We start from the raw sequence: 25,716 nt of genomic DNA, 5'->3' as shown, positions 1-25,716 counted from the left end.
TGTGGAGATGAGTTTGCGTGCGCGGGTTCAGGTCCTCGGGGCGCAGTCCGCCCGCGCCGGGTCGCCGGCACCGTCCACTGCTCGGACACAGATTGCCCTACGTGGTCACTACCCACCCGCGATCGTCTTCCGTTGACCCACAGACCTCCCGGCGGGAGCGATCTCTACATAGGCTTGTGACCTCTGTGAACCAACACGCAGTGGGGTTTGACACGCATGCTCAAAAGACTATTGGCCGCCGGCCTTCTCGCCGCCGGTCTGATCCTTGTCGTCCCGGCCACACAGGCGTCGGCCGCCCAGATCTCCGTGCCGTACGAGCCGCAGACGGGCACGGTCCGGGGCGTCTTCACCGACCGATCCGGCAACCCGATCGTCAACGCGTTGGTCTACACCAACAGCCTGACCTACAACCACTGGCAGCGTTCGGCCTACACGGACGCCCAGGGGCGTTACGCGATTGACGTGCCGGCCGGCCCGGTCACGGTCCATTTCTCGGACCGCAGCATCTCGCAGTACGCCCCCGGCAAGCCGAACGCGGAGGAGGCCGCGCACTACACCGTGGTGCCGGGCCTGACCACGGTGGTCAACGAGCGTCAGGTCCCGACCGGCACGGTCCAGGGCCGGCTCATCGACCAGGCCGGCAACCCGGTCGCGCGGGCGTCCGTCTATGTCCACGCCAAGCCCTACTCCTACTCCGGGCGAACCGCCACGACCGACGCCGACGGCCGCTACTCCATCACGCGCGTGCCGGCCGGCGAGGTCGCCCTGCAGTTCGTGAAGTTCCCGTTCAGCGTGTGGGCACCCCAGAAGCATGGCCAGGCCACCGCCAGGTGGTACACCCTGCGCAACAACCAGACACTGACCGTCGATGAGAGCCTGTTGCCGACCGGCACCCTGACCGGGCTGATCACCGATGCGGAGGGCAACCCGGCCCGGGCCAGCATCGTGGCACGCGAGGTCGACGGGGACGGCAACTACAGCACCAGCACCGGGGCGGACGGCCGGTTCTCGCTCACCGTGCCCGCCGGGAAATGGCGGGTCGAGCTCAGCGGCCGCCAGTGGGTGCCCGGAAAGATCGACGAGGCGGCGGGCAAGATCTTCCGGGTCGCTGCCGAGCAGTCCGTCGAGGTGAACGAGTCGCTCCGACCGACCGGCGCGCTGCGGGTCAAGCTGCGGAACGGCAGCAGCAAGGTCAGACAATTCTCGTTCGCCCTCTGGCATGGCGGCACGAAGGTCGCGTTCGTGAACGGCACCAACGTTGGCTCCCACACCTTTGAGAACGTCCTGCCGGGCGACTACCTGTTCAGCTACGGCGACTACTACGGCGAGCACTTCGCCCCCGGCACGCTCCGGATCGAGAACGCCGTCCCGGTCAAGGTCCGACCCGGAACGACCAAGACGCTGGAGGTGACGCACCCGGCGCAGTCCACGCTCTCGGGCCGGGTGACCCTGCCCACCGGCGAGCCGGCACCCAACCTCTTCGTGCACGCCGACGTGATCACCGACAGCATGGCGTACCAGCGCCGCACCGTCCAGACGGGTACGGACGGCGAGTGGGAGATGACCGGCATGTTCCCGGAGTCGTACCGGATCACGCTCACCAACTCGTCGGATGAGCTGTCCCAGGACGGCGGCGAGGTGACCGTGGCGGCGGGCGGTTCGGCGTCGGTGAACTCGACGTGGCACACCGGCGGCTCGCTCAGCGTCACTGCGGTGGACGCCGACACCGGCGCTCCGGTCAGCAACTACTGCGTCGCGGTGGTCACGAAGTTCGGCAAATTCTGCACGGAGGGCTCGACGGTGACCGTAGCGGGACTCGATGCGGGCCCGACCTTGGTCACGCTGAGCATGCTGGAAAGCAGCGACTACCTCGGCAAGCAGGACGTGCCGGTCACCATCCCGGCCGACGGGCGGGCCACGCTGACCATCCCGGTCGAAATCGGCGGACGGTTCAACGTGCAAGCGGTCGCCCGTGCGACGGGGACCGCGGCGGGTGCAGACGTATGCTTCTACGCCGTGCTGCCAAACGCGGGTGGCACCAGCGAGCGCCCATCCCTCTGCACCAACAAGCAGGGCAAGGGCACCAGCGAGGCCTTGGCGCCGGGCACCTACCAACTGTTCGTCAAGCCGAGCAGCTACGCGTACGGGGCGCAGTGGTACACCCCGGAGGGCGGCACCGGCGACCAGAGACAGGCCATGAAGATCAAGATCAAGGCGGGCAAGATCACTCGGCTCGACCCGGCCCAGTTGGACCGGGGCGGTTCGATCACCGGGGTGGTGCGCGGCCCGGACGGTCAGCCCGTGGAGCACGTCGAGGTCGGTGTCACCGCCTTCGATATCCCCCGGCCGAACCTCGACGCCGAGAGCACAAACAAGCAGGGCAAGTACACGGTCTGGAACCTCGGGCCGTACGAGTGGCCCCTGCTCTTCACGCCGAACGGCGATCTGCCGCGGCAGTGGTCCGGCACCACCGGCAACCGGTTCAAGGCCGAGACGGTGTCGGTCACCAGCGGCGCGACCAGCACCTACGACACCACACTGTCGGCGGGTGTCAAGGTCACCGGCACGGTCACCATCAGGCCCGGCGACACCGCCTGGAGCGGCGGCCGACTGAAGGCGCGCGGCGTGACCAGCGGCGACCTGCTCGCCGTCGGTGACGTCCCGGGCCAGGGCGGCACCTACGAATTCCGGGTGATCGGCGACGGCCAGCTCAGCCTGGAGTGGTACCTGGCCGACCCGGTGACCAAGTCGACCGGCTGGTACGAGGACACCCCGCGGGTACCCGCGAACGGCCGCAAGCAGATCGACCTGACCATCGGCTGAGCAGTGGGGGCGGGCCGGCGGCCTCCGTCGCCGGCCCGCCCCCACTCTGGGCCCTCGCCCGTTGGGGCGGAATCCTCGGCTGGCACGCTGTGGGTCCCGGTGGGCGCGGTTGGCGGCTCGGCGCGAAGCCGACCCACTCCGCCAGCCGTTGCCGCGAAACACCCACGGCAGGCAAACCCGCTGGCGGGTGACCACACAGTTCTGGCACCCTGCCGAGCATGCCGCCCGACATCGTCTTCCCGCCGCGCAGCCTGCCCGAGTTGCGCGCGCTCGCCGCTGCCGGCAGGCCGATCAAGTACCTGTTCTTCTGGGGACACCAGCCCCAACCGGACGGCAGTATCGGACCGGGGTGCCTGAGCCAATGGTGGCCGGCCCCGTTCGTCGTGGACGGGATCCGGTACGCCACGGCTGAGCACTACATGATGATCGGCAAGGCTCGCCTGTTCGGCGACGAGGCGATCGCCGCGCAGATGCTCATGGCGCCGCACCCGGACGCGGTCAAGGCCCTGGGCCGACAGGTCCGCGACTTCGACCAGGCCACCTGGGATGCGCACTGCTTCGACCTGGTCGTCGCCGGCAACGTGGCCAAGTTCAGCCAGCACCCCGACCTGGGGCAATACCTGTCCCGTACGGGCAGCCGGGTACTGGTGGAAGCGAGCCCGGTGGACCGGATCTGGGGCATCGGGCTTTCCGCCACGGACCCACGCGCCCACGATCCCGCCCAATGGCGCGGCGGCAACCTCCTCGGGTTCGCGCTGATGCACGCCCGCGCGCAGCTCGCCAGCGGACCGATAGAGGCAGGGCCGGCCTGACGGCGACAGCCGAGCCGGCTACCCAGTCCAGGTGCGGGGAGTGTGCGCTCGACAGCCGGACGTGGCGCAGCCGGGCTCTTGGCTATCCCCGGGTGGCGGGTCCGAGGTCTTCAGGACTGATCGTCTTCGCCATCTCGCTCAGGTCGTTGTCCAGCTGATGATCGCGCGGGTAGCGGACCTCGTAGCCGTCCCCGAGCTCCCGCCTCAGGCTGTCGATCAGCCCGTGTGAAGCTCCGGCGAGCTATCGGGCCCGCCCAACCGTGCGTACTGGTTGTTCCGAGGGCCGTTAGCCGACGTCGGCACATGGGACACCGCTGCGGAGTGGCCGGGCCAGCGTCGTCTCAGCAACGTCGAGCCGGCGTTCGCCTGGCCCGCTGACCACGCCTGGTGCGTGACCAAGGACGTCGATCCGCACTGGGCCGGAATCGGCGGGACCCGAGCGCTGATCACCCAACTCACCACCGACCCACGCCTCGACGTGGTTCCCGCCGACCCCACCCAGGACCAGCCGCTCTACCGATAACAGCCCGTGCCCAGGTGACGAGTGCTGTGCGGTCAGTGTGTTTGGGTCTCCCAGACCGGCTGCTGGGGCTCGTCGTTGTGCACGATGATGTCGACGTGATCGGTCGGGCGGACCCTAGCGAAGTAGAACTGTTGGGAGGGGATGTAACGCTCGCGCCAGCGCCGTTCGACTTCGGCCCGAGATGACACCCGGCGCTCTCGGATCACGGCACGATTCACGGTCTTTTCGAGCGTGGTCGACACGAACATGCGCAGATCCCACCGGTCAATCAGTTCCGGGCGCATGAGGAAGACGCCGTCGAAGACCAGCACGGCATCGGCGGGGGCAGTCGTGACCGGTGGGGACAGCGCGGTATCCGCTGCGTGGTCGTAGACCACGTGTTGGAAGCGTCGATCTCCGCCCGGACCGAGCGGGTCGAGCAGAACCCGGTTCAGCGCCGCGTAGTCGTGGGTGTCGAAGTAGCAGCCTTCGGCCGAGTACTCGCCGCGCGGGTAGCGCTGTGCCCGGGGGAAGAGGAAATCGTCGATCGTCGCGCGGATGACGTCGCGGCCCTGTGCGCGCAGAACGACGGCCAGTTCGTCGGCGAGCGTGGTCTTGCCTGCGGCGGGCGGTCCGTCGATGGCAACCCTCGTCGGGTGTGTGACTGTGACGGACCCGACTGCCTCAGCCAGGCGGCCGAGCATCTCGTCGCGGGTGCCTTGGTCCATGTCCTGCCCCAACGATCTAGACGATGTCGGCCGCCGTACCCATGTCCCTCATGAGCGCTTCCAGCACCGATCCACCCACGATCGAAAAAACCAGCGTAGCGTGCCCTCCGCGGGGCCGGCGGGTTGACCGCCGCCCCCAAGCGAAGCAGTGCACCGCAGTGCACACTGTGGTTCAGTAGGTCAGGCAACCACGCCCCGTGGCGCACAACGGAGTGGAACCACTGCCGACGGCAATGGCTCCACTCCGTTGTCAATGTGCCTCGCGCCCCGGCGGCCGCTGACCCCGAGTCGAGGCCTTCTGCCACCACGCGTGCTCTCTCGTGCGCACGCTGGGCTTCCGGTTCACACGGGTCACACGATGGAGATCGACCGCACCTGAGTGTTGCCCTTGGTGTCGACGTACACCTTGTAATCGCCGACGGTGTAGGTGCCGGCGGCGTTGTTGTTGATGGTGAACGTGGCCGTCACCGGGGACTCACTGCCGTCGATGCGGGTCTGCCTCACCGTGATCGTCAACTCGTTGGTGTTGCCCTTCAGCTTCTTCACCACCGCCGACGGCTTGGCATCGATGACCGCGTTGGCGACTGTCACGTAGACCGCGTCGGGCGAAGAGAACTCCGCATCCTTCTGCCCATCACCGAACAGGAAGAAGCCTCGCTGCTCGACGGCCCCGCGCCCGGGGAACGGATCCGGGTTCGAGGCCAGGTACTTCGGATTGACCGTGTACAGGTCCGTCTTGGAATCCGCGAGGAGGGTCTTCACCCCGGTGTACGGTGCATCGGTGATCGCGAGGTTGACCGACAGGTAGATGGCGTTGGGGTTGGTGGCCGAGATGCGCGAGGAAAAGTACTTGTCCGCACTTTGCCCCGCAGGAACGGCCAGCGGCACGACCGCGTCGCCGACGCGAATGTTGAACTGGAAGTCGCCGTAGCCGCCGGCCACGAACTTCGCCCACGCCGCGTCCGACATGTGGTCGGGGCGCTCCACCTTGAACTCCAAACGCATCGGCGCCACGTATGTGGAGTTCAGGAATTCAGTGTCGTTCAGGGGCAGGTAGACCCCTCCCGGGGCGTGCCCCAGTTCGAAGGCCGACGCCGTCGGGGTCGAGTTGCCGCGCCCGTTCCACATCGGGATGTTGAACGAGGTGGCACCGAGCAGGGCCTGGTTGTCCAACTTGCTCGTGTCGACAGCGGCCGACGCGTCCTTGAAGGTTCCGATCGTGACGTCGAGCAGGTCGAGGTCCGAGCGGTCGGCGTTCAGCCCCGGCATGTCTGCCCACATGAACTTGGCACCGGCGGGCCCGGAGTACCGGGCCATCTCCAGCATGCCATCGGCCATCATCTTGGTCATCTGCACGGCCGAGTCGACCTTCATCCGCTCGTTGGCCGTGTGCCACCAGCGCTCGTTACCCGGGATGACGGCGCCGAAGGCGGTCATCTTGTTGCGGAAGCTGCTGGCCAGGGTGCCACCGGTCGTGCCCTGCGGATACACCACGTCCATGAGCGAGTGCGGATCCGCGAACGCCTCCGGGTCGTGGTTGATCGTGGCCTGGTAGCTCCCGAACTGAAGAGCCGTCAGCGGGTTGTCGTGGGTGACGTACAACCCGGCACCGACGGGCGAGCCGAGGGTGCCGATGCTGAACCCCTTCGCCTGGAAGGCGGCCGTGACCGCCGCCGTCGCCTGGCTGGAGTCAGCCGCGGTGACGTGCATGCTGCGCACATACATCGGCATGCTGAGGCTGCCGGAGGCGTCGGTGTAGAAGCTCGTCGGGGTCTCCGAATTGATGCCACCCATGAGGGCGAAGGTCAGGTTCGGCGTGCCGTTGCTCGGGTTGCGCAACAGGTTCGCCGGGATGCCCATGTACTTGCCGATATAGGCCTCGCCTTCGACACCGTCACGGAAGAACAGGTCGGCGATGCCGTCGGCGGCCTTCTTCAATTGCATGTCGGCGGCCGTGGTGCCCAGTGCGCCGAGTCCCTTGGACAGGAGGAACATTCCCCACACGATGGCATTCTTGCCGTATTGCGGGGTCGGCATCTCCATCGCCACATCGGTGTTGATCTCCAGCGTGAGCGAGTTGCCGGTGATCGTGGTCTGCACCTTGGGCGTGGTGCGGGGAGCAGCCGGGAGCCATCCCTTCGTGGTCGCGGCAGCGGTGATCGCCGACACGAATCGGTCGCGCTCGGCGGAGCTGGCGCCCGCCACGTCGAGGGTGAAAATGGCCCGCGAGGCGATCTGGGTGGTGCTGCCGTAAGCGATGTCCTTGAGCGTCGGGTCGCCTTCGCGCAGCGTGACGCCGGCGGTGGCGGCCGTCAGCCGGAAGGCCTTGGTGCGGTCCGCCGACAAGCTCATCGACACCGACGGGGTCACCGATCCGGAGTTGCCGACGATGACCGGGAACCGCGAGTCGGAGGTGTAGGCCGCGATCGGCATCTCCTCCCGGTTGAGGTTCTTGTAGGCCCAGTTGTCGTAGAAGCTCGGGTTCGAGTTGTACGGAATGGACTGGAAGGTGGCGGTGTTCGTCGTCGAGGGCGTGCCGGGACTGCCGTCTTCGTAGACCCCCATGACGATGCGGATGCGTCGGTCGAGGGGCAACCCCGCCTCGAGCAGCGCCTTGGCCGCGAGTAGCGTCGCCAGCGTCGGGCCGCTGTCGTCCTGGATGCCCGCCCCGTAGACCCAGCCGTCCTGGACATAGGGCGAGTGGTACGCACCAGGAGTGCCGAGGTTGCCATCGGCGTCCCGCCAGCGCGCCAGCTGGGCTGCCGAGACGGAAGCCGTCGGCGAGTCGAGGTGGCTCAACGCCATGACCATTTCCGGGGCGTCTGGGTCACCGATCTCTGCGTAGACGTACTTGTCGGGCTGGCGTTGTACGACCACCGGGAAACCCAGGTCGGTGGCCAGCTTGACCACCCAGGCGAGCTTGGCGACCTTGCGGTCGTACTCGTACTGGTTGGCTTCGGTGTTGCTGACCGGGAAGGGGTACGCCGTCGCGGCCGTGCCGCCTCGGGAGATGGAGTCGTAGCGCGCCCCGTCCAGCATCGCCCCGACCAGACTGAGCGGGTCGTAGGTGCCGTCCCCCGCCCGCGCGCTGCTGACGCGTCCCGCCAACGCCTCGACTTCCGCGTGGATCGCGTCGCGCTCGGCGTCGGTCACCGACAGGTCGTAGGTGACGCTCGGCTGGAAACGCTCCTCGCCGAAGCTGGCCGCGGACGCGCTGGGCGTGGGCGCAACGGTCGCCGCGAGGGTCGCGGCGAGCAGGACGGAGAAAGTGGTCGTCCGTCTGTTTCTCATAGAAGCTCCAGAACAGGAGGGGATGACACGGTGGCGACAGCACACGCCAAGCGCGCCGCCGGCGGCCAACGGGGTGGGATTTCTTGAGGATGATCTGAGAATCGGCCGGTGCCGTCTACTCGGCCCCAGCCAGCGCGAGACTAAATATGAAAGACTGTCTATTCATTGCCGTCGGTGAAGGGAGTCGATATGCGCGCACAGTGGTTGGCCCGCCGATTCGCGGCCGTGACGGGCGTCGTGGTGGCCATCGGGATGGGCGCGCCAGCCGTGGCGGCCATCGGGATGGGCGCGCCAGCCGTGGCGCCCACCCCGACGGGCACCTCGACGCCCACCCCGACCAGAGGGCCGTGCGATCCACCGCCGGTTGCCGGCTCGGTCATCGACCAGACCGCCACGTCGATCACGTTCGCGCTGAACGTGTCGCTCGCCTGCGGCATCCCGACCGAGGCCGCCAGGGTGACGGTGTACGCAAGCTTCGACGACGCGCAGAATTGGCGTAACCCGCGCGGCTCGGCCGCCGCCAGCACGCCGGCCGAGGCGGCGGCGCTCACGGTCGCGCAGCTGACTCCGGACACCGCGTACTGGTACCGCTTCACGGGCGGTGGCTCCCCCTTCTCGTCCCTGGTCATGGGGCCGACCCACACCCGGCCCGACGCCGGGTGCACCGCCACGTACCAGTTGGACGGCTTCTGGGACGGCGGCTTCGTCGCCCGGGTGACCGTCCAGAACACCAGCGGCAATGCCATCGCCGGCTGGCAAACCGACTGGACATGGCCCAGCGGCCAGGCGCTCACCGCGATCTGGAGCGCGGCTGCCACGAGTACGGGCGGCAGGGTGTCGGCGGCGAACGCCGCCTACAACGGCAGCCTGGCGGCGGGCGCGAGCACGACCTTCGGCTTCCTCGGCGCGGGCGCTGCGCCCACCGACCTCCCCGTCACCTGCTCGTCTACCGGTCTGGCCGAGCAGTAGGAGTTGTTCCGGTGCCCGGCAAGATCCCGGTGCGGGCTACCACCGCCCGCGCGTTCGCCTGAGGACGCGGTCTTCGGCGCTCCTACGTCGGGGGAGCCTCGTATGGGATGAGGCACGGCATCGACTTCGATGCGGAACTGCTGTGCGTGTCGGCGATGCTGCATGACATCGGCTTGGTGAAGGAATTCGACAGCCACACGGTTCCCTTCGACGAGGCCGGCGGCCATGTTGCCTGGGTCTTCGGTGCGGGGGCAGGCTGGCCGGTTGAACGGCGCGTGCGGGCGGCAGAAGTCATTGTCCGACACATGTGGGACAAGGTGGACGTCGACGTGGACCCCGAGGGGCACCTGCTGGAAATCGCCACCAGCCTCGATATCTCTGGACGTGATCCAGACAGGTGGCCAGCCGACTTCCGCTCAGAAGTCGTCCGTCGGATTCCCCGTTTGACGCTGGGCGAAGAATTTCTTCCCTGCTTTGAGGACCAGGCGCGGCGCAAGCCGGCCAGTTCAGCGGCAGCTGCCGTGGAGAGCGGGATCGCAGGCCGTATCGCAGCCAACGTTCTCGACCGCGCGTTGCCCGACCAGGGTTAGCGGCCAGGAACGCTCGGACCGATTGGACGAGCGCACTGTACGGCACCAAGGCGTCACCAGTAGGAGCTGCAGCAACTGCTTGGTGCCGATCGCTACGAGGGCCGCGCAGCATCAGAACAAAATGGCTGGCCTCGCCAGCCCGTTCGCCCTACCTTCAACTGGATCTTCTTCTCCGACGCACTCATGAGAGGACTCCACTCCGCGTGACGCCGCCTGCTTCTTAGACCTGACACCTTGCCCGCGCATTGGTCGCCGACGTCGCCGTCGGTTCGTTTCCCATGCCTTCCGTCAGGTCTTTGGAGAGATCATGTCTACGCGTCCTCATGTCGTGCTGCCCTGGACCGTTGGGCGTACGCGGCTTTCCCTGCTCGCAATCGGCTGCGCCCACTGCTATTTCGGCCTCGCCAGCGCCGGCGACGGTAAGTTCCGCGTCATTGCCAACGGCGAACTCCTCGACATCTGGCCCCTCGTCGCCTGCATTGCCTGCGACCGCACCAGCAAAATCACCGTTCAGGATCGCGTCCCGGTCCGGCGCTTGGATCCGATCCCTCTGAAGGGCGGCTTCGGCAACCCCTCCCACCGCGGGCCTGAGCCGAGACGAGAGGCGAGGTGGCCTTGCGCCGGACTGCATCGCGCGGCAGTCCGCGCGCGGTCGCTCATGACACGCGAACGAAGGTCAAGGTCGGCCCGATACCGGCGACAAAGGTGAACGCCCGGATGCATACGTCCGGCCGTACGGGCAGCGAGTGCAAGGGCTATCCCGGGCGGCGTCCCCATGCCGAGATCAGCGGCGCGAGGGTGAGGTCGAGCTCGCCGGCATCGATGGCGGCCAGGTGCGCGTCGATCTCGGCGTCGTCGGCCAACCCTGCGGCGAGCAGGTCGGCGCGGACCATGGGCACCGTTGCGGCTTCCAGCCGGTCGCAGGCCACCCCGCCGACCGGGAAGCAGCCGGCCGCCGCGACATCGACCAGGCCGGCCGCACGCAACGCCCGCGGCAGCGTACGGCCGTAGCGCAGGTCGGCGCCGCGGCGGGTCATCAACTCCCGGACGGCGCGCCGCAGCCGGTTGGCGCGCCGCTGTGCCGGGCCAACTTCATCAAGGCAGGCCAGCGGCTGCAGCTCGGTATCGGCATCCTCCACCAACAGCCAGCCGCCGGGCCGCAGCGCCGCCACCATCGTCGCCAGCGCCCGGGCACGGTCGGGCACATGGACGAGCACGAGCCGGGCATGCACCAGGTCGAACGTGCCTGGCTGCGGCGGCGGGTCCCCGACGATGTCGTGCCGGCGCACCTCGTACCCGCCGTGCGGGTCCAACCAGGCCGGATTGATGTCCGTGGCCAGCACGTAACCAGTTGGTCCGACAGCCGTGGCGAGGGCCTCGGGAATGCTGCGGCCTCCGGCACCGACTTCCCAGCAACGCCAGCCCGCCTGCACTCCAAGCCGGTCGAAGTGCCCCCGTGTGACACCGTCGAACAGCTCGGCCAGCCAGGCGAACCGCTCGCCCGCCTCCACCCGGGCGTTGTCGAGCAGGTAGCGGTGATCTGGGGCAGACCCAGGGATGTCCGGCGATGGCGGGCCGGACCCCGCGCCTGCACTATTCGCCGGCTCGCCTGCGGTCGTGTTCGGCTCGGATCCGGGGTCGGCGAGGGGCTGCGATGAACTCATGCCTACATCCTCACGACCTACCGCCTGTTGTGTCAGTGCGACACGGGATCAGCAGGTGCTGAGCATCGTGTTGAGCGCCGTCTTCTCGGCGCTGTCGACGGAGAGGTTGTAGTACCACTTGACCTGGATCCAGGCCTTGGCGTAGGTGCAGTGGAACCCGCTCAGCGGGGGCTTCCAATCCTTCGGATCCTTGTCGCCCTTGGACCGGTTGACGGTGTCGGTGACCGCCCACAGCTCCGGGCCGCCCAGGTCGTTGGCGTAGGTTTGGCGCTGCGCGGTGGTCCAGGCCCACGCCCCGGACCGCCAGGCCTCGGCGAGCGGAACCATGTGGTCGATGTCGATGGTCGAGGGGCTCGTGCGGGTCACCCCGTCGTACGGGCTGTACCAGGACCCGGAGGTCGGATAGCAATTGGCGTCGACGACGACGTTGGTGCCGTCGCGCTTGAGGACCTCCTCACGGGCGTTGCACTTTCCAGAGATCGTGATCCAGTGCGGGAACAGATCACGGCTGTAGCTGGACTGGTGGGACTCGGCCGCGACGGTGAGCGAATTGAGCCGGCTCACCGCGTTGCTGTACGAGGGGATGCTCGGGGGCGTGGCGTGGGCTGGTGCCGGGGCCACAACGACGGTCAGGACGGTGGCGGCCACTGCGGCGAGGGCGGCCTGGCGAACACGGGCCACTGGGGACTCCTGCCTGTCGCCGGCCACGGCCGGGTGGGGCCCCGGCTGACAGCGTGGCAGCGACAGATCAACTGTCTCAGAAATCAGCGTCGATGGGACGTGCGCCTGCAGGAAGGCGACGTGAACGTCGTGTTAAGGCAGAACTCCCGCAGGCGCGGGGCTGGTACCGGCCGCACAACTTCGACCTGCTCCTCGGACGGACTGGTCCAGGGGGCCGGTGGGGGCACGCCGATACGGAGCCTGGAAGCACTTAGGACTGCGCACTGCGGCACCTGAGCAATTTCAACCCCTACAGGTCAATCTTTGAGTGGTGGGGAGAGCCATTAATCGCTGATCAGCCTACGGAGCGCTAACCAGAAGCAGTCAATTGGCTACTTTCGGCGACCACGAGGGTCGCCGAACGGCGCTAGACTCCCAATGCTCGTCTGGTGACAGTGGGAGCGTCTGCTGTCAATCTACAGAGGTTGCGGAATCCGTGGGCCTGCTCCGTGTGGCAACTAGGCCGCAAGTAGCCTTCTGTCAGACGACAGTTGGAGATCCGGTGGACAACGCGAGCGACCCGACGAAGAGACATAGCGCCGAAACCTTCGCCGCCGAACTCAGGCGCAGGATTCGAGAGGGCGTGAAGGGCTACGAAGCCGGCGCCAAACTTCCTACGCTGCGCGAGCTCGCTGCCACGGAGGATGGTGTAGCGCGCGGCGTTGCGGAGAAAGCTATCGATCGGCTACGCGCCGAAGGGTTGATCGAGTCGCGCCGGGGTTCCGGCAGCTACGTCCGGGCAGGCCGAATCCCTCGCACCTCCCCCGGCCGACTGTCAGTGAAGCAGTGGGGGCGGGGGCTGTCGATCCAGGCGCATGACGCAGCGAACCCGCCGAAGGCGGTGGATGTCGAGGTGGGCGATGTCGTACCGCCGCCGCATGTTGCCGAGGCGCTCGGGGTACAGCCCGGTGAGATGGTGCTGTCGAGGTATCGCCGGTTCGTACGGGACCGGCGTTCCGTCCAGCTCGCCACCGCCTACCTTCCAACAGATTTGACCCGTGGGACTCGCATCGAGCACACGGACACCGGACCGGGCGGGACATTTGCCCGACTCGCCGAGCTGGGGTTCGGGCCCACGAGGTTCGTGGAACGGGTCATCAGCCGCGCACCCACCCCAGAGGAGATCGACGGGGTGGGTGGCCGAGACGGGTTGGGCCTGCGTCGAGAAGGAAGCCTGGTCTTCGAGATCACCAGGTACGCCTACGCGGCCGACCGCTGCGTCGAGGTGTCGTTGATGGTGCTCGACGCTGAGGCGTACGAGTTGGTGTATGCCTTCTCGGCCGAGGGGTAGCGCCAGGGAAGATTGTCTCCGGAATGCTTGATTGTCTGCCGACAATCCGCCACTCTTAGTCCTGTAGGGATAGCCCCACACCGCCATCCGATCAAGAGGTTGCGGTGTGGGAGCCCGACTCCCGAAGGGATCTGAGATGCGCGCTACTCCCTCTACACGACGCCGAACCGACGCGGCTGCGGCTCATGCGACAGGTTTCCTCCATCCGATGTGTCCGCAGCTGCTGGCACTGGCTCAGCCCTTGGCCTCGGTGGAAGGTCAGCGCTGGTGGGTGCCGAGGTGGTGATGACGGTGCTCGGCGGTGTGCTGCTGGGGTTCCTGGCCGGTTTGTACGCGTTCCGCGTCAAGTCGCGGTGGTGTCCGCGCTGCGGCGAGTCCACCGAGGCCATGCACCGGACGGAGGACCGATGAACAACAGACCAGGCCGGTACCTCGCCGGTGACCTGCCACCCGGACGACGCGTCGCCCAGTTGCGGGCGCGACGCGGGATGACCCAGCAGATCTTCGCCAACCGAATCGGCAAGTCGAAGAGCTGGGTCGACAAGGTCGAGCGGGGTCTGCGTAACCTCGACCGGTTCTCCACCATCGAAGCGGTCGCCGAGGTCCTCGGCGTCACCCCGGAAATCCTGCTCTCCAAAGCCGCCCGCTGGCCCGAACCCACCGGCCCCGCCGCCGACGCCCTGGAGCGCGTACGCGCCACACTGGCCTGCTACGACACCACCGCCACCGGCCGACCCGCGCCATCAGCCGACGAGCTGACCCGCCGGGTCAACCACGCCTGGGAGGCGTACCGGCACGCCCACCACCCCCAGGTGCTACGCATGCTGCCCGACCTGCTCACCGACGCCCGCCACCTCACCGCCAACAGCCCGGCCGACACCGCCGACCTGCTCGTACGCGCCTACCGACTCGCCGCCCAAGTGCTGATCAAACTCGACGAGCCGGAACTGGCCTGGCTCGTCGCCGACCGGGCCATGACCGCCGCCGCCGACGACCCGCGCCGCGCCGCCATGGCCGTCATACCCCTGACCCAGGCCCTCCGCGCCCTGCACCGGGGACAGCTGGCCATAACCGCCGCCACCACCGCCCTGCAACCACTCACCCCCACCCCATCCCGGCACGACGATTTCACCCTGGCCGGCATCCTCCACATCCAAGCCGCCCTCGCCGCCGCCACCTGCGACAACCCCACCGCCGTACGCCACCACACCCGCCACGCCGCCCACCTCGCCACCGAACTCGGCGACCACCCCCACCACGGCAGCGGCGGTGACCTCGACTTCGCACCCGTCATGGTCGACCTCACCCGCGCCCTCACCGCCGCCGAACTCGGCGACAGCCAACACGCCATCAACCTCCACCAACACGCCACCAGCGGCGACGCCTGGCGCACACTGCCCGCCGAACACCGGGCCGCCTACCTCATCGACATCAGCCGCGCATACCTCGACCTCGGCGACCACCGCGCCGCCGGCCAGGCCCTGGTCACCGCCGACGTCACCCGCCTCGCCACCACCATCGGACTCATCCAACGTTGACCCGCAGTAGCAACGGCCCGAGCGATTTGATCCGGGCTCTGGCACGGGCAGACTGGGATGCCGTCGACGCACTGGTGGTGGAGATCGGCAAGCACGGTCTGGCCAACGGGCTACGAGTCATCGGGGCGGCCTTCGCCCTCGCGGTCCACCGCCGCTTCGCCCCGGAAAGCACCCCGACCGACGTTGCCACCTGGGTCGCCGCGGTTCGCGCCCGGCACAAGGACGTAGACCCCTTGTCGGCGTTTGAGATGGAAGGACTCATCCGCGCCGCCCTCGGCGAAGAAGAATTGGTCGACAATCCCCGCCGAGACCGTGATCGCGGCCGAGGTCTTCGTCCTCGGACAGCTACTCCTTGAGGCAAAGTTGACGCCGGCCGAGCTTGACGAGTTCGTGGACGAGGCGGAGCAGTTCGCCGCCGAGTACCTGTAGGCAGCTCAGGGCGCGGCGACCGGAGTGGACCGCGACGCCGATCTCGGCGTCGCGGCCCACCTTTCCTCACGATTCCCTCACCGCGGCTCGACCATGGTCAAGCCGCAGATCACGGCCTATTTTCCGTTGTTCGGCACTGGGTGCATGACGGTCAGCGTCAGGCTGTTGTTCTTGTAGGACACCTTGAACAGGTAGCCGCCCACGTTCAGGGCCCGGTTCTGGGGCAGCGCGTGGAATTCACCCTTGATCGAGCTACCGCTCATGATCGTGAAAACGGCGCCGTTGGTCAGCTTGCCCCGCACGTCCAGGTCCAGCTCGCCGTCCAGCACCAGCTGGCCCGCCGCCCGGACGCTCGTGTAGTCCCGGTCGCCGGAGATCGTGACGGCGACGCGACCCTGCCTGCCGACGGTCACGCTTCCGCCGACGTTCAGGACGTTGCCCGCGGAGGTGCCGGTGAGCTGCGCGGCCTCGTCGGACGCGAGCCCTGGCCGCAGCACGCCGCGGGTGACGGTCACGTTGTCACCCACGCTGCCACTGCCGCCGAGCGTGCCGCCCTTGACGTCGATCGAGCTTGCGTGCGAGCCGGTGATCGAAAGCTTGCCGCCTTCAACCGTCGTGCCGCCCTGGTAGGTTGCGTCGCCCGTCATGATCAGCGTCCCGGGGCCTTGCTTGGTCAGGGACGCCGTGTAGAGGTTGTTGTCGATGTTGTTCTGAATGTAGGCCGCGCGCTGGTCCATCCATTCCTTGCGCCACTTGACGGCGTCCTCATAGGTGATCTTGTCGTACATCTCGGGGTGGCCGTTAGTGATGGCCTGGATGTAGGGATCACCCAAAATGCCCTGGAGCATGAAGGCCTGCTTGTCAAGCGTGCCGTCCGGGTGCAGCACGTTGGGGCTGAATTCACCGGCGTAGGCAATGCCTTGCTTCTTGTAGCCCGCCAGCCACTCCAGATCTTCCCTTTCCCTTTCCTTGATCGCGATCTGGCTGATGTCGTTCGACCAGACGTCCAGGAGCGCCTTGTCCATGTTGTAGGTCATGGGGCTCAGGAGTTGGCCGGGGCCGTACATGCCCTTGGCCAGATCGGGAATCCCCCAGCCCCAGCGGTCGTCCGGAAGACCGTCGGGAGCGGTCCAGGCGATGGATTCCCCGGAGGGGGAGGTTTGCCCGGTGCCGAGGAATCTCACGCCGTCGGACATCTTGTTGTTCGCCGTGGTGAACATCAGCTCACGCACCTGCTTGGCGTCCATGTTCGGATAGCGGGAGAGAAGAACCCCCATCACCGCTGTCGCAACGGGCGTTGCCGGTGACGTGCCGCTTGAGTTTGAATAGCTGGTGTCACCACCGCTGCTCGTGGTGCGAACGTTGTTTGAAGGCGTAGAAACGTTCCACCATTTGGCGAGCCCCGCCTCGTTATACCCGAACTGCTTTGTGTATTCGGGGTTGGTCGCAGTGGGCGGTTGCACCCCGCCGACGGCTACCCACTGCTTCTCCGCCAAGGGATTGAAGAGGGGATACGCCGGGCGAAAATACGGGTTGCTCCAGTCGTTGTTGCCGGCCGACCTTGCGTTGACGGCACCGCTGTCCTTGATGGCGTCCCAGATGGCGTCCATGAAGGAACGACCGGGGTATTTCGGATTGTACTGGATGCCGCCTTCCGAGTAGCTTTTCTTGAAGAAGAAATACTGGTATTCCAGATCCTTCAAGTACTCGTTGGGGACAATGGTCGCCATTGCCGTGGCGCTGGCGCTGTCTTTGCCATTCAGCTGGTAAGCGTTGGCGCGGTTGCCGTTGACCCCAAGGTCCTTGCCCAAGCCGTCATAGCGGGCTCTGTCAAGAGTCTGGACATAAGAGCCCCAACTGCTGTTGATGACCTTGGCGCCCGCGTCGACCAGGGCCTTATTGGCTGTGTACCAGTACACGTAATCGTGGAAGGGACCGTGGGACTGGCTATCGGAACCGCCGGTCTTGGCAACGTACATCTTCGACCCAAAGGCGATGCCGTGCTGGTCTTTACCATCGCGCTTGCCGGAGGTAACCCCAAGCATGCCGGTCCCGTGCGAGTAGTCACTTGCTTTCGCCTGATCGCCAGCAACGGTGAACCACTCGCCCGCAGTAAACGGGTTCGTCGGGGTCGCGCCACGATACCCGTAGCCGGACGTGCCGTAGACACCCTCCCCTGTCACCGGCTCGATCAGCTCGGTCTGAAATGCTTCGTGCGTAGGCCGGTAGCCCGAATCCATCATGCCCAGCGTGACGCCCTGCCCGCAGTACCCCAGGGCGTAGGCGGTGGACGCGTTTACCGCGGCGAGCTGCCACGGTGCATTGACCGCCGTACCAGAGGTGGAAGGATTATGGCCGGTATAGTAACCGTATTCCGGCGTCTCCCAACTGGCTTTAGCGGCAGCTAGTTCCTCTGGGCTCCTGGCGACAAAGCCAGGGTCTCCCGGGTACGACCACTGCGTGCAGTCTTTTGGGTACGACGACTGCGCGCTGGCCGAGCGTTCGTCGGCCCCCGGCCTGGCCAGGGCGCCGGTCGCCGGCAGGCCGGTAGCCACGACCGCCAAGGCCAGCACCGAGCCGCGCCAGGCAAGCTTCCCTCTTCGCATCTGCGTGCTCCTCCTCCCCACACCACCCGTCGACCAGCGGCTCGGGGTCCCCCGTCGGCATAGACACAGGCCAGTCGCCGCAATGGTCGAACCGAACCTACGGACCGACGTGCGGCAGGTCATCGGACACCTGTGGAAGAAGGCCACCATCGGCTCCTACGCCTGTCGCACGGTCGCCGCCGGCGCTGGTGCGCGGTCTCGGCTGCGATGGTGGTGCACTACTTTGGCCAGCCGCACCTGGCGGGGTGTTCAGCCAGCCGAGTGGATGAGGTGATCAGGTTGCGTTCCGAGTCTTTGCTCGTTCTTGGCGTACCTTTTCTAGCGTGGCCGTGTCGGATGCGAGGTCCGGGTGGCCCACTTGACGGTCGAGGTCGACGACGAGTTCGAGCTCGCTGATCGCCCTGTCGAGATTCCCCTCGGCTCGGTGGATCATCGCGATGTTGTACCGGGTGATTGCTTCGCCGACGCGGTGGCCGACCTCCCGCGCGATGGGCAGGGCCTGCTGGTAGTAGGTCAGGGCCTGCTGCCGATCCCCGAGCCCGTTGTACACGCCGCCGATGTTGTGGAGGGTGGTTGCTTCGCTGGCGCGGTCGCCGACCTCCCGCGCGATGGGCAGGGCCTGCTGGTAGTAGGTCAGGGCCTGCCACCGGTCTCCGAGCCCGTCGTACACGCCGCCGATGCTGTTGAGGGTGATTGCTTCCCCGGCGCGGTGGCCAACCTCCCGCGCGATGGGCAAGGCCTCCAGGTAGTAGGCCAGGGCCCGCTGCCGATCCCCGAGCCCGCTGTACACGCCGCCGATGTTGTTGAGGGTGGTTGCTTCGCCGGCGCGGTCGCCGACCTCCCGCCGGATGGGCAGGGCCCGCTGGTAGTAGGCCAGGGCCCGCTGCCAGTCCCCGAGCCCGGCGTACACGAGTCCGACGTTGTGGAGGGTGGTTGCTTCGCCGGCACGGTCGCCGACCTCCTGCTGGATAGGCAGGGCCCGCTGGAAGTAGGCCAGGGCCCGCTGCCAGTCCCCAAGCCGGTTGTACACGCCGCCGATGTTGCTAAGGGTGATGGCTTCGTTGCCGTGGTCGCCGGCCTCGCGGTACAGGTGCAGGGCCTGCTCGTAGCTGGCCAGGGCTTGCCAGGGTTGCCCAGTGGAGGATTGGGCCGAACCCAGGTCATAGAAGGCGCCGGCGTCCGGGCCGAGGGTCAGGGTCGCGTTCGCGAGGGCCGCGGCATCCGCGAACCGGGACCTGCGCAGCCACACCCTCGCCACCTGATCCCCGACGTGCCGGGCGATGACCGGCTCCCGGCCCGCCACCGCCAGCCGGTGCACCTCCACCCACTGGGCGAGGGTGGTCATGACGCGGGCCCGGACGTGGCAGGGTCGGTGATCCAGAGTTCGTAGAGGGATCGTGCGGCGGCGGCGCAGGCTTGGGTGTATTCGTCGTCGGTGAGCAGGGGGCGGATGAGGGGACGCAGGACGTTGGAGACGTAGTAGCGGGGTTGGCGGGTTTCGGGGTCGGTGCCTTCTTCGATCAGGCCGAGCTGGACGGCGCGTTCGATGTGGATGGTGACGTCGGGGTGGTCGTGGACGGCGCGGACGGTGTCGGCGGGGACGGGGAGTTCGATGACGTTGACCTTGGCGAGCATCTTCTGCAGCTCGGGGGTCTGGGAGCTGAGGAGGTTCTTCGCGAGGATGGTTTCCCGGCGGAATCGGTCGGCTTCGTTCTCGATGGCGGTGATGAGGCCATCGATGTCGAGGCGGGGGTCGGCGACGATCAGGTCGAGCCAGTCGAGCAGGCGGGGGTTGCCGGCTGCGGCGTTGATGGCGCGTTGGCGGATCTTGGGGTCGATGGAGGAGCCGGGGCGTAGGTTGGGCAGGTTCGCGAGTTTCTTGGCCTGTTCGGTGTCGGTGAGGGTTTCGAGTGACTCGACGACGATGGTGGTTGCGGTGGGGGCGGGGAAGCGGTAGCGGCTGGTGATGATGACCCGGCTGGGGCTGCCGGTGTCGCGGATGGCCTCGAGGAGGGCGGGCAGGATGTCGGCCATCTCGGCGGCGAGCACGTGGCTGCCGTCGCGTTCGTCGAGGTTGCCGTCTTCGAAGTCGTCGAACACGAACAGGCAGGGGGTCTGTCCGAGGGGCCCGTCGACGTGCAGCAGATGGCGCAGGCGGACGAGGAGCGGGGCCTGGTCGTTGTCGAGTAGCTTGGCTGCTTCGATCTGCTGCTCCATGGTGGGGAAGTCGACCTTGGTGGTGAGCTCCCGGAACTTGGTCAGGTCGACGCGGCCGTACCAGACGGCACGCTGGTGGGTGGGCATGCGTTCCAGCAGCCGGGAGGCGAGGCTGCTCTTGCCGAGGCCGCCCATGCCGTGCAGGACAAGGGCCTCGGCCGCGCCTTCGCTACCGCACGGTTGTTTGAGGGTACGCAGGCAGCGCTGGATGACGCGTCGTCGTCCGACGAAGGCGGCGCGGGCGGCGACCCGGGACAGTTGGGTCTGCGGATCCAGGAATTCCCGGTCGGCGGGCCGGATCTGGATCCGCGCGCGTCCCTTCGTGTGCAGGGGCGTGACCATGGGGGCGAGAGGGGATCTGTCGGCGTAGACGCGCGCCAGGTGCCAGTTGCCGCGCTTGTGCGTGTACAGGTGCTGACGGGCCTCGACGATGGCCCGGTCGAGGGGCTGCCCGTCAGCCAGTGACCGGTAGAGTTCGGCGGCGAACTCGGTCGCGGAGACGTCACCGACCGGCAGCGCCCACCCCAGCACGGCGGGGGCACCGGCGCGGACCAGGCTCTCGCTCATCGAGGGGAACGCGCCGGCGTTGGGGGCGTTGCCGGTGAGGCAGCCGGAGACGAAGACCAGGCGGGGCCAGTGCCCGGGCATGGCCTGGGCGATCTGGTCAGCGGTGGCGTAGGCGCGCCCACCGAACTCGTTCTCGACCAGGAAGACGGCCTGACCGTTCCCGTTGATGGTGGCGTGGCCACTCAGATGCAGGACGTCGAAGTATCCGGCACCGTAGTCGCGGCTGAGAAAGCGAAGCCCGTCCAGGGTGCCGCTCTCCTCCACGACCAGATCGGTGCCGGTTCGGGAGGTGGCAGCCAGGATGGCCGCTTCCTCTGCCTCGTAGCTGAGCACCGGCTCGACACCCTCGGGAGACGTCGCCATGAACAGCACCCGCAAGGGCCGGTTCGCGGGTTTGACCGGGGCCGTGAGGGCCGAGTTGGTGCCGACGGCCCGCACCGGCAGCAGCGGCGCATTGGTGGAGACGGTCAGATGCGAGCCGTCCACGGCGAGCAGTTCCCAGGGCAGGTGCCGGAGTCGTCCCGCGGTGGTGATGCGCAGTGTGGCGCCGGCAGGGCGGTCCAGAACCGGGGTCAGCCACCGATCCTCGCCGTCGAGGAAAGCGGCCAGTTTCATGCCCAGGTCACGTAGCTGCGGCGCAGCGAACACCTTCTGCGCGACCGCATGCTGACTGTAATCGCGTTCCACCATCCGGATCAGCTGATCGATCGCGGCCTTGTCCACGCCACGGGTCTTCGGCGGTCCCCCACCGGTCGACAGGCGCAACTCGGAGTAGTCGGAGGTCTGCTCGAAGATCTCCAACTCGTACGTGCTCATCTCACTCACGGTGGTCTCCGCCCTCAGCGTTGCCGCGATTCGACCTGCTGGAAAGCGATCTCCAGCTCCCCTGTGCTGACGTTGGACACGTCGAGCCGCGTACCGTCGCTGAGCAGGATCGTGACGGTAACGCCTTCGGTACGACGGGAATGCCACCAGTCCCAGATCGTCTTGGCCGCGCCGACCCCAGCGAACACGAGCCCGATGACAGCGATCACCACCTCGGCGGAACGCTGCACCTCAACAGGTGACACACCCTCGCCAGGCCCGGCGTTCGCGGCAAGGGCGGCGTGCAGTTCCGCGGCCCAACGCGCGGCGTCCGGTCCCGAGACCTCAAGTGCGGCAGTTCCCACCGTCTATTCCTTTCTCGTTTGCTGAAGCTGGATGAGGAATGCTCGCATCCGATCCAGCGCCGGATGGCTTGTCTGCTCGGCCAGAGCCACCGCTCGGCGCTGGACCTTGATGGCATCGTCCACTCGCGCCATTCGCAGAAGCAGAACGGCCATATTGAACCCCGCCACGGTTTCCAATCCGCGATCCCCGATGACGCGGGACACCTCAAGAACTTCACCAAACGTGTCCTTAGCCCGCGCAAAATCGCCCTGCCGAAACCGGAAAACACCGATGTTGTTGAGGGTGGCGGCTTCGCCGGCGCGGTCGCCGACCTCCCGCGTGATGGGCAGAGCCTCCTGGTAGTAGGTCAGGGCCCGCTGCCGGTCCCCGAGCCCGTTGTACACGCCGCCGATGTTGTTGAGGGTGGCAGCTTCGCCGGCGCGGTCGCCGACCTCCCGCGTGATGGGCAAAGCCTCCTGGTAGTAGGCCAGGGCCCGCTGCCGGTCCCCGAGCCCGTCGTACACGCCGCCGATGTTGCTGAGGGTGGCAGCTTCGCCGGCGCGGTCGCCGACCTCCCGCCGAATGGGCAAAGCCTCCTGGTAGTAGGTCAGGGCCCGCTGCCGGTCCCCGAGCCTGTTGTACACGGCGCCGATGTTGCTAAGGGTGGCGGCTTCGTTGCCGTGGTCGCCGGCCTCGCGGTACAGACGCAGGGCCTGCTCGAAGCTGGCCAGGGCATGCCGGGGTTGCCCGGTGGAGAACTGGGCCCAACCCAGGTCATAGAAGGCGCCGGCGTCCGGACCGAGGGCCAGGGTCGCGTTCGCGAGGGCCGCGACATCCGCGAACCGAGACCTGGGCAACCACACCCTCGCCACCTGATCCCCGACGTGCCGGGCGATCACCGGCTCCCGGCCTGCCACCGCCAGCCGGTGCACCTCCACCCACTGGGCAACCGTGCCAGCCGACCTACCGTGAACCAGAGACTCCGGCACCGCGCCCCGCCCGCTGTTGGCCCCTGAGCCCGGACCATTCGCCAACCCGAAAACCTTCCTGCCTCGGCCCTGCGATTCCCCGCGAGCCACACCCCGACATCGCCAACGCCGGCCAACGTCGGCCCACCAACCGGAGCACTCCACAATGGCCGGCACTCTACGGCTGGCACCGATCCGGCAGACCGGAACGACCATGATCTGACATCAGAAACCACAGCCAAGGCGGATCGTCCGATCACAGCCGCCGACGCCACGCTGAGACGCTGTTCCCGCAGCGCTGCCGCGCCCGGTGTTGCTATCCGCCACATCGATACCCGCCGAGGATCGCGCTCTGCGTGGCGGTCGGCGTCCCGGCCCCTGCCGGGGCCGCGACACCCGGCGCCACCGCACAGCCGACCATCGCCACGGCCGCGCTGCCTGTCGTGGACATGGAGGCCGTCGTCCTGGCCGCCCAGATCGACCCCCGCCGTGCCGACAACACCCTGACCCCGGGCGCGAAGAGTTCCGTGCTCGCCGTGGAGCAGGCGCTCCAAGCCCGGAATTTGCTGAACGCGCAGTGGGTCGACGGCTACTTCGGCACCACCACCGTCTCGGCGTACGCGGCCTACCAGCGTTCGCTCGGCTACACCTGGATGCCAGTGGGCTGCCCGGCACGACGTCGCTGACCATGCTCGGCCAGAACCGGTACACGGTCGGCAACCCGATCAGCCCGGGGGCGAAGGTCCCGCGTGACGGGTGCGTCGTCAACACCCGTACGCAGGCGATGTTGGCCGAGGCCCAGCGTCTGCTCGGTTTCACCCTGTTGCTCGAGCAGGGCTCCTACAACCCTGGGGGCGACCCGACCTCGGCCGGTACGCACGACGGCGGCGGTGTGGTGGACATCGCGGTCACCGGCATGGCTGCGGCCAAGCGCACCGATGTCGTCCGGGCGCTGCGTCGGGTCGGCTTCGCCGCCTGGGTGCGTGACCCGAGTCAGGGTGACTGGCCGTGGCACATCCACGCCGTGGCGATCAACGACACGGACCTGTCCAGCCAGGCACAACACCAGGTCGGCGACTACTACCTCGGCTTGAACGGCCTGGCCAACCGGGGCCCGGACGACGGTCCCCGGATTCCGGTCAAAACCTGGGAGCAGTACCAGCGCGGGCAGTGACCCGCACCCGACCCGGTCACCCACCATCACTCAACGTTCAGGAGAGGACACCATGAACGTCCGTAAGAACCTTGCCGTCGCCGGCGCCGCCCTCGCGATGACCGCTTTCATGCTGAGCGTCGCCTCGCCGGCGTCGGCGGCTTCGCGGGACGGGGTCTGCGACAGCGGCGAGTTCTGCTACTACTACAACAGCGACAACGCCGGCTCCGTCTCGGACTTCACCGCGTCGCTCGGCGACTACGGCACGACCCAGCCGACCTGCTACGAATTCAAGGGCGCGGGCAACGGCAAGGGCATCTGCGTGAAGAACAACGCCGCGTCGGTGTGGAACCGCACCAGCAAAACCGTGCGCGTCTACTACAACAGCGACTTCGCCGGCGCGTACCAGGACTTCGCGGCCGGGGCGAAGGGCAACCTCAACGCCACGTTGAAGAACTACAACGCCTCGCACGAGCTGTTGAGCGGGGCGACCGGCTGCAGCACTGACGGCACCAACAGCAAGCTGCCGAGCACCATCCTCGTCTACCGGGTCAGTCTCGGGCGAGTCGACCGGATCGACTTCAAGACGTACGTCAAGAACGTCCTCCCGAACGAGTGGATCACGAGCTGGCCGAAGGCTTCGCTGGAGGCCGGTGCCGAGGCCGTCAAGAGCTACGGATGGTACTGGGCGTTGCACTCGACCCAGAAGACCTCCAGCGGACAGTGCTACGACGTCCGTGACGACACCGGCGACCAGGTCTACAAGCCGGCGTCGGCGGTGGCGTCGACATCCGCTGCCCGGCGCGGGTGCGTTCCCAGATCAGCGTCTTGTGCATCCGGGTGACGACCTTGACCGCCTCGGCGTCGGCCGAGTCGCCGGCGATCGGGCGCAGCTGGTGCGAGTCGGTGCGCACCATGTCGGCCAGCATGTGCGCGTCCGCGGCGTCGCTCTTGGCCCCCGACAGCGCCAAGCGCTCCCGGTAGCGGGATGCCTGCAACGGGTTCACCGCGTACACCGTGTACCCGGCGGCGACCAGCGCCTGCACCCACGGGCCCCGGTCGGTCTCGATACCGATCTTCACCCGTCCGGCGACGTCCTCGGCGCCGTCGACGTCGTCGCCGAGCCATTGGCCGATCATCGCGTGCAGCCGCGTGACGCCGGCGACGCCCTCGGGCAGCCGGGCCTTGGCCAGCCGGCGACCGGAGGAGTCCATGACCTCAACGTCGTGGTGGTCCTCGGCCCAGTCATCTCCCACGAACAGCAACGCGTCTCCCGCCTATCGAGTCGATCACCTTCGGTAGCCAGGAGGAGAACTATCAGCAACCTAATGAAGCAGTGCTCACGCCGCAACCGGGCGGGCACGACATCCCATCAGCGATCAACTCTCCACACCGACCAGCCGGGGCACGATCTTTCGTCAGGACTCGACGTCCAGGCCGAGCAAGTGCTCACCTGCCGGCGGCTACCTATCCGCCAGGAGTTTGCCGGATGGCTCACTCCCAGAACTCATTAGGCCGGGATTGCTGACATCCGACTATGGAATCAGCAACGGCACAGCACGAGGAGACCCGGGAAGTCGCCGACGCGCTGGCCCGGCTCCGACGCGTTGTGCCGGGCTGACCTCGATCGTCTTCGGGCTGACGAACAGGCGCGGGATGCGTCGGAGGCCCTCTGGTGCGTACAGTTCCGGGTCGGACG

The 25,716-nt window shown here is 67.5% G+C and carries 21 protein-coding genes and 1 pseudogene; 12 read left to right on the top strand and 10 right to left on the bottom strand.

Annotated features, from left to right (window positions below; genetic code table 11):
• Positions 1-216: 216 nt before the first annotated feature.
• From ABZ671_RS15305 to ABZ671_RS15295, 3 genes are all read left to right on the top strand, one after another.
• A complete protein-coding gene (locus tag ABZ671_RS15305; RefSeq protein WP_357857257.1) occupies positions 217-2,823 on the top strand; it encodes a carboxypeptidase regulatory-like domain-containing protein in 2,607 nt (868 codons plus the stop codon).
• 218 nt (positions 2,824-3,041) lie between these two features.
• Entirely contained in the window at positions 3,042-3,635 is a 594-nt protein-coding gene (locus ABZ671_RS15300) for an NADAR family protein (protein ID WP_357857254.1), read from the top strand.
• Between the two features lie 391 nt (positions 3,636-4,026).
• The gene (locus tag ABZ671_RS15295) at positions 4,027-4,158 is read left to right on the top strand and encodes a hypothetical protein (protein WP_357857251.1); all 132 of its coding nucleotides are present in this window, start codon (positions 4,027-4,029) and stop codon (positions 4,156-4,158) included.
• Between the two features lie 32 nt (positions 4,159-4,190).
• Here ABZ671_RS15295 and ABZ671_RS15290 read toward each other — a convergent pair whose 3' ends face one another.
• The gene (locus tag ABZ671_RS15290; RefSeq protein WP_357857459.1) at positions 4,191-4,865 is read right to left on the bottom strand and encodes a uridylate kinase; all 675 of its coding nucleotides are present in this window, start codon (positions 4,863-4,865) and stop codon (positions 4,191-4,193) included.
• A gap of 351 nt (positions 4,866-5,216) precedes the next feature.
• Complete coding sequence (locus ABZ671_RS15285) at positions 5,217-8,225, bottom strand: M20/M25/M40 family metallo-hydrolase (protein WP_357857248.1); 3,009 nt, start codon at positions 8,223-8,225, stop codon at positions 5,217-5,219.
• Positions 8,226-8,345: 120 nt separating this feature from the next.
• Between ABZ671_RS15285 and ABZ671_RS15280 the strand changes: the two genes are divergently transcribed.
• From ABZ671_RS15280 to ABZ671_RS15270, 3 genes are all read left to right on the top strand, one after another.
• A complete protein-coding gene (locus tag ABZ671_RS15280; RefSeq protein WP_357857245.1) occupies positions 8,346-9,125 on the top strand; it encodes a cellulose binding domain-containing protein in 780 nt (259 codons plus the stop codon).
• Positions 9,126-9,232: 107 nt separating this feature from the next.
• Positions 9,233-9,715 carry a hypothetical protein gene (locus ABZ671_RS15275; protein ID WP_357857243.1) on the top strand — a complete coding sequence of 161 codons (483 nt, stop codon included), beginning with the start codon at positions 9,233-9,235 and terminating at the stop codon, positions 9,713-9,715.
• Between the two features lie 307 nt (positions 9,716-10,022).
• On the top strand, positions 10,023-10,424 hold the full coding sequence (locus tag ABZ671_RS15270) for a DUF1062 domain-containing protein (protein ID WP_357857240.1): 402 nt from the start codon (positions 10,023-10,025) through the stop codon (positions 10,422-10,424).
• A 46-nt stretch (positions 10,425-10,470) separates the two neighbouring features.
• Here ABZ671_RS15270 and ABZ671_RS15265 read toward each other — a convergent pair whose 3' ends face one another.
• Positions 10,471-11,379, bottom strand: a complete 909-nt coding sequence (locus tag ABZ671_RS15265) for a methyltransferase domain-containing protein (RefSeq protein ID WP_357857237.1) — start codon at positions 11,377-11,379, stop codon at positions 10,471-10,473.
• A 48-nt stretch (positions 11,380-11,427) separates the two neighbouring features.
• The gene (locus ABZ671_RS15260; RefSeq protein WP_357857234.1) at positions 11,428-12,060 is read right to left on the bottom strand and encodes an HNH endonuclease family protein; all 633 of its coding nucleotides are present in this window, start codon (positions 12,058-12,060) and stop codon (positions 11,428-11,430) included.
• 541 nt (positions 12,061-12,601) lie between these two features.
• Here ABZ671_RS15260 and ABZ671_RS15255 point away from each other — a divergent pair.
• The 3 genes from ABZ671_RS15255 to ABZ671_RS15245 all read left to right on the top strand — a co-directional run bounded on the left by ABZ671_RS15255 (position 12,602) and on the right by ABZ671_RS15245 (position 14,928).
• Positions 12,602-13,390, top strand: coding sequence for a GntR family transcriptional regulator (locus tag ABZ671_RS15255; RefSeq protein ID WP_357857231.1), 789 nt, complete (start codon positions 12,602-12,604; stop codon positions 13,388-13,390).
• A gap of 267 nt (positions 13,391-13,657) precedes the next feature.
• Complete coding sequence (locus tag ABZ671_RS15250) at positions 13,658-13,801, top strand: hypothetical protein (RefSeq protein ID WP_357857228.1); 144 nt, start codon at positions 13,658-13,660, stop codon at positions 13,799-13,801.
• Complete coding sequence (locus ABZ671_RS15245; RefSeq protein WP_357857225.1) at positions 13,798-14,928, top strand: helix-turn-helix transcriptional regulator; 1,131 nt, start codon at positions 13,798-13,800, stop codon at positions 14,926-14,928. The genes ABZ671_RS15250 and ABZ671_RS15245 overlap by 4 nt, the downstream gene beginning before the upstream one ends.
• Positions 14,929-15,473: 545 nt before the next feature.
• Here ABZ671_RS15245 and ABZ671_RS15240 read toward each other — a convergent pair.
• The 5 genes from ABZ671_RS15240 to ABZ671_RS15220 form a co-directional block, all read right to left on the bottom strand.
• Positions 15,474-17,963, bottom strand: a complete 2,490-nt coding sequence (locus ABZ671_RS15240; protein ID WP_357857221.1) for a S8 family serine peptidase — start codon at positions 17,961-17,963, stop codon at positions 15,474-15,476.
• A 274-nt stretch (positions 17,964-18,237) separates the two neighbouring features.
• Positions 18,238-19,308: a tetratricopeptide repeat protein gene (locus ABZ671_RS15235; protein WP_357857218.1), complete on the bottom strand. Its 1,071-nt coding sequence runs from the start codon at positions 19,306-19,308 to the stop codon at positions 18,238-18,240.
• The gene (locus ABZ671_RS15230) at positions 19,305-21,563 is read right to left on the bottom strand and encodes a CHAT domain-containing protein (RefSeq protein WP_357857456.1); all 2,259 of its coding nucleotides are present in this window, start codon (positions 21,561-21,563) and stop codon (positions 19,305-19,307) included. The genes ABZ671_RS15235 and ABZ671_RS15230 overlap by 4 nt, the downstream gene beginning before the upstream one ends.
• Before the next feature lie 23 nt (positions 21,564-21,586).
• Positions 21,587-21,916: a hypothetical protein gene (locus tag ABZ671_RS15225; protein ID WP_357857215.1), complete on the bottom strand. Its 330-nt coding sequence runs from the start codon at positions 21,914-21,916 to the stop codon at positions 21,587-21,589.
• 3 nt (positions 21,917-21,919) lie between these two features.
• Entirely contained in the window at positions 21,920-22,834 is a 915-nt protein-coding gene (locus tag ABZ671_RS15220; RefSeq protein ID WP_357857212.1) for a tetratricopeptide repeat protein, read from the bottom strand.
• Between the two features lie 386 nt (positions 22,835-23,220).
• On the opposite strand from ABZ671_RS15220, the gene ABZ671_RS15215 reads away from it, so the two are divergent.
• Genes ABZ671_RS15215 through ABZ671_RS15205 form a run of 3 tightly spaced genes read left to right on the top strand, consistent with a single transcriptional unit; the run spans position 23,221 to position 24,861 of the window.
• Positions 23,221-23,550, top strand: coding sequence for a hypothetical protein (locus ABZ671_RS15215; protein WP_357857209.1), 330 nt, complete (start codon positions 23,221-23,223; stop codon positions 23,548-23,550).
• 2 nt (positions 23,551-23,552) lie between these two features.
• The gene (locus tag ABZ671_RS15210) at positions 23,553-24,038 is read left to right on the top strand and encodes a hypothetical protein (RefSeq protein ID WP_357857206.1); all 486 of its coding nucleotides are present in this window, start codon (positions 23,553-23,555) and stop codon (positions 24,036-24,038) included.
• Positions 24,039-24,090: 52 nt separating this feature from the next.
• Positions 24,091-24,861: a peptidase inhibitor family I36 protein gene (locus ABZ671_RS15205; RefSeq protein WP_357857203.1), complete on the top strand. Its 771-nt coding sequence runs from the start codon at positions 24,091-24,093 to the stop codon at positions 24,859-24,861.
• Here ABZ671_RS15205 and ABZ671_RS15200 read toward each other — a convergent pair.
• Positions 24,821-25,282: pseudogene (locus ABZ671_RS15200) on the bottom strand (IS110 family transposase); the annotation flags it as partial. The gene ABZ671_RS15205 and the pseudogene ABZ671_RS15200 overlap by 41 nt on opposite strands.
• Between the last annotated feature and the right edge of the window lie 434 nt (positions 25,283-25,716).

It is taken from the genome of Micromonospora sp. NPDC006766 (assembly GCF_040636055.1).
GTDB lineage: Bacteria > Actinomycetota > Actinomycetes > Mycobacteriales > Micromonosporaceae > Micromonospora.
This window is presented reverse-complemented; position numbering and strand designations above follow the sequence as displayed.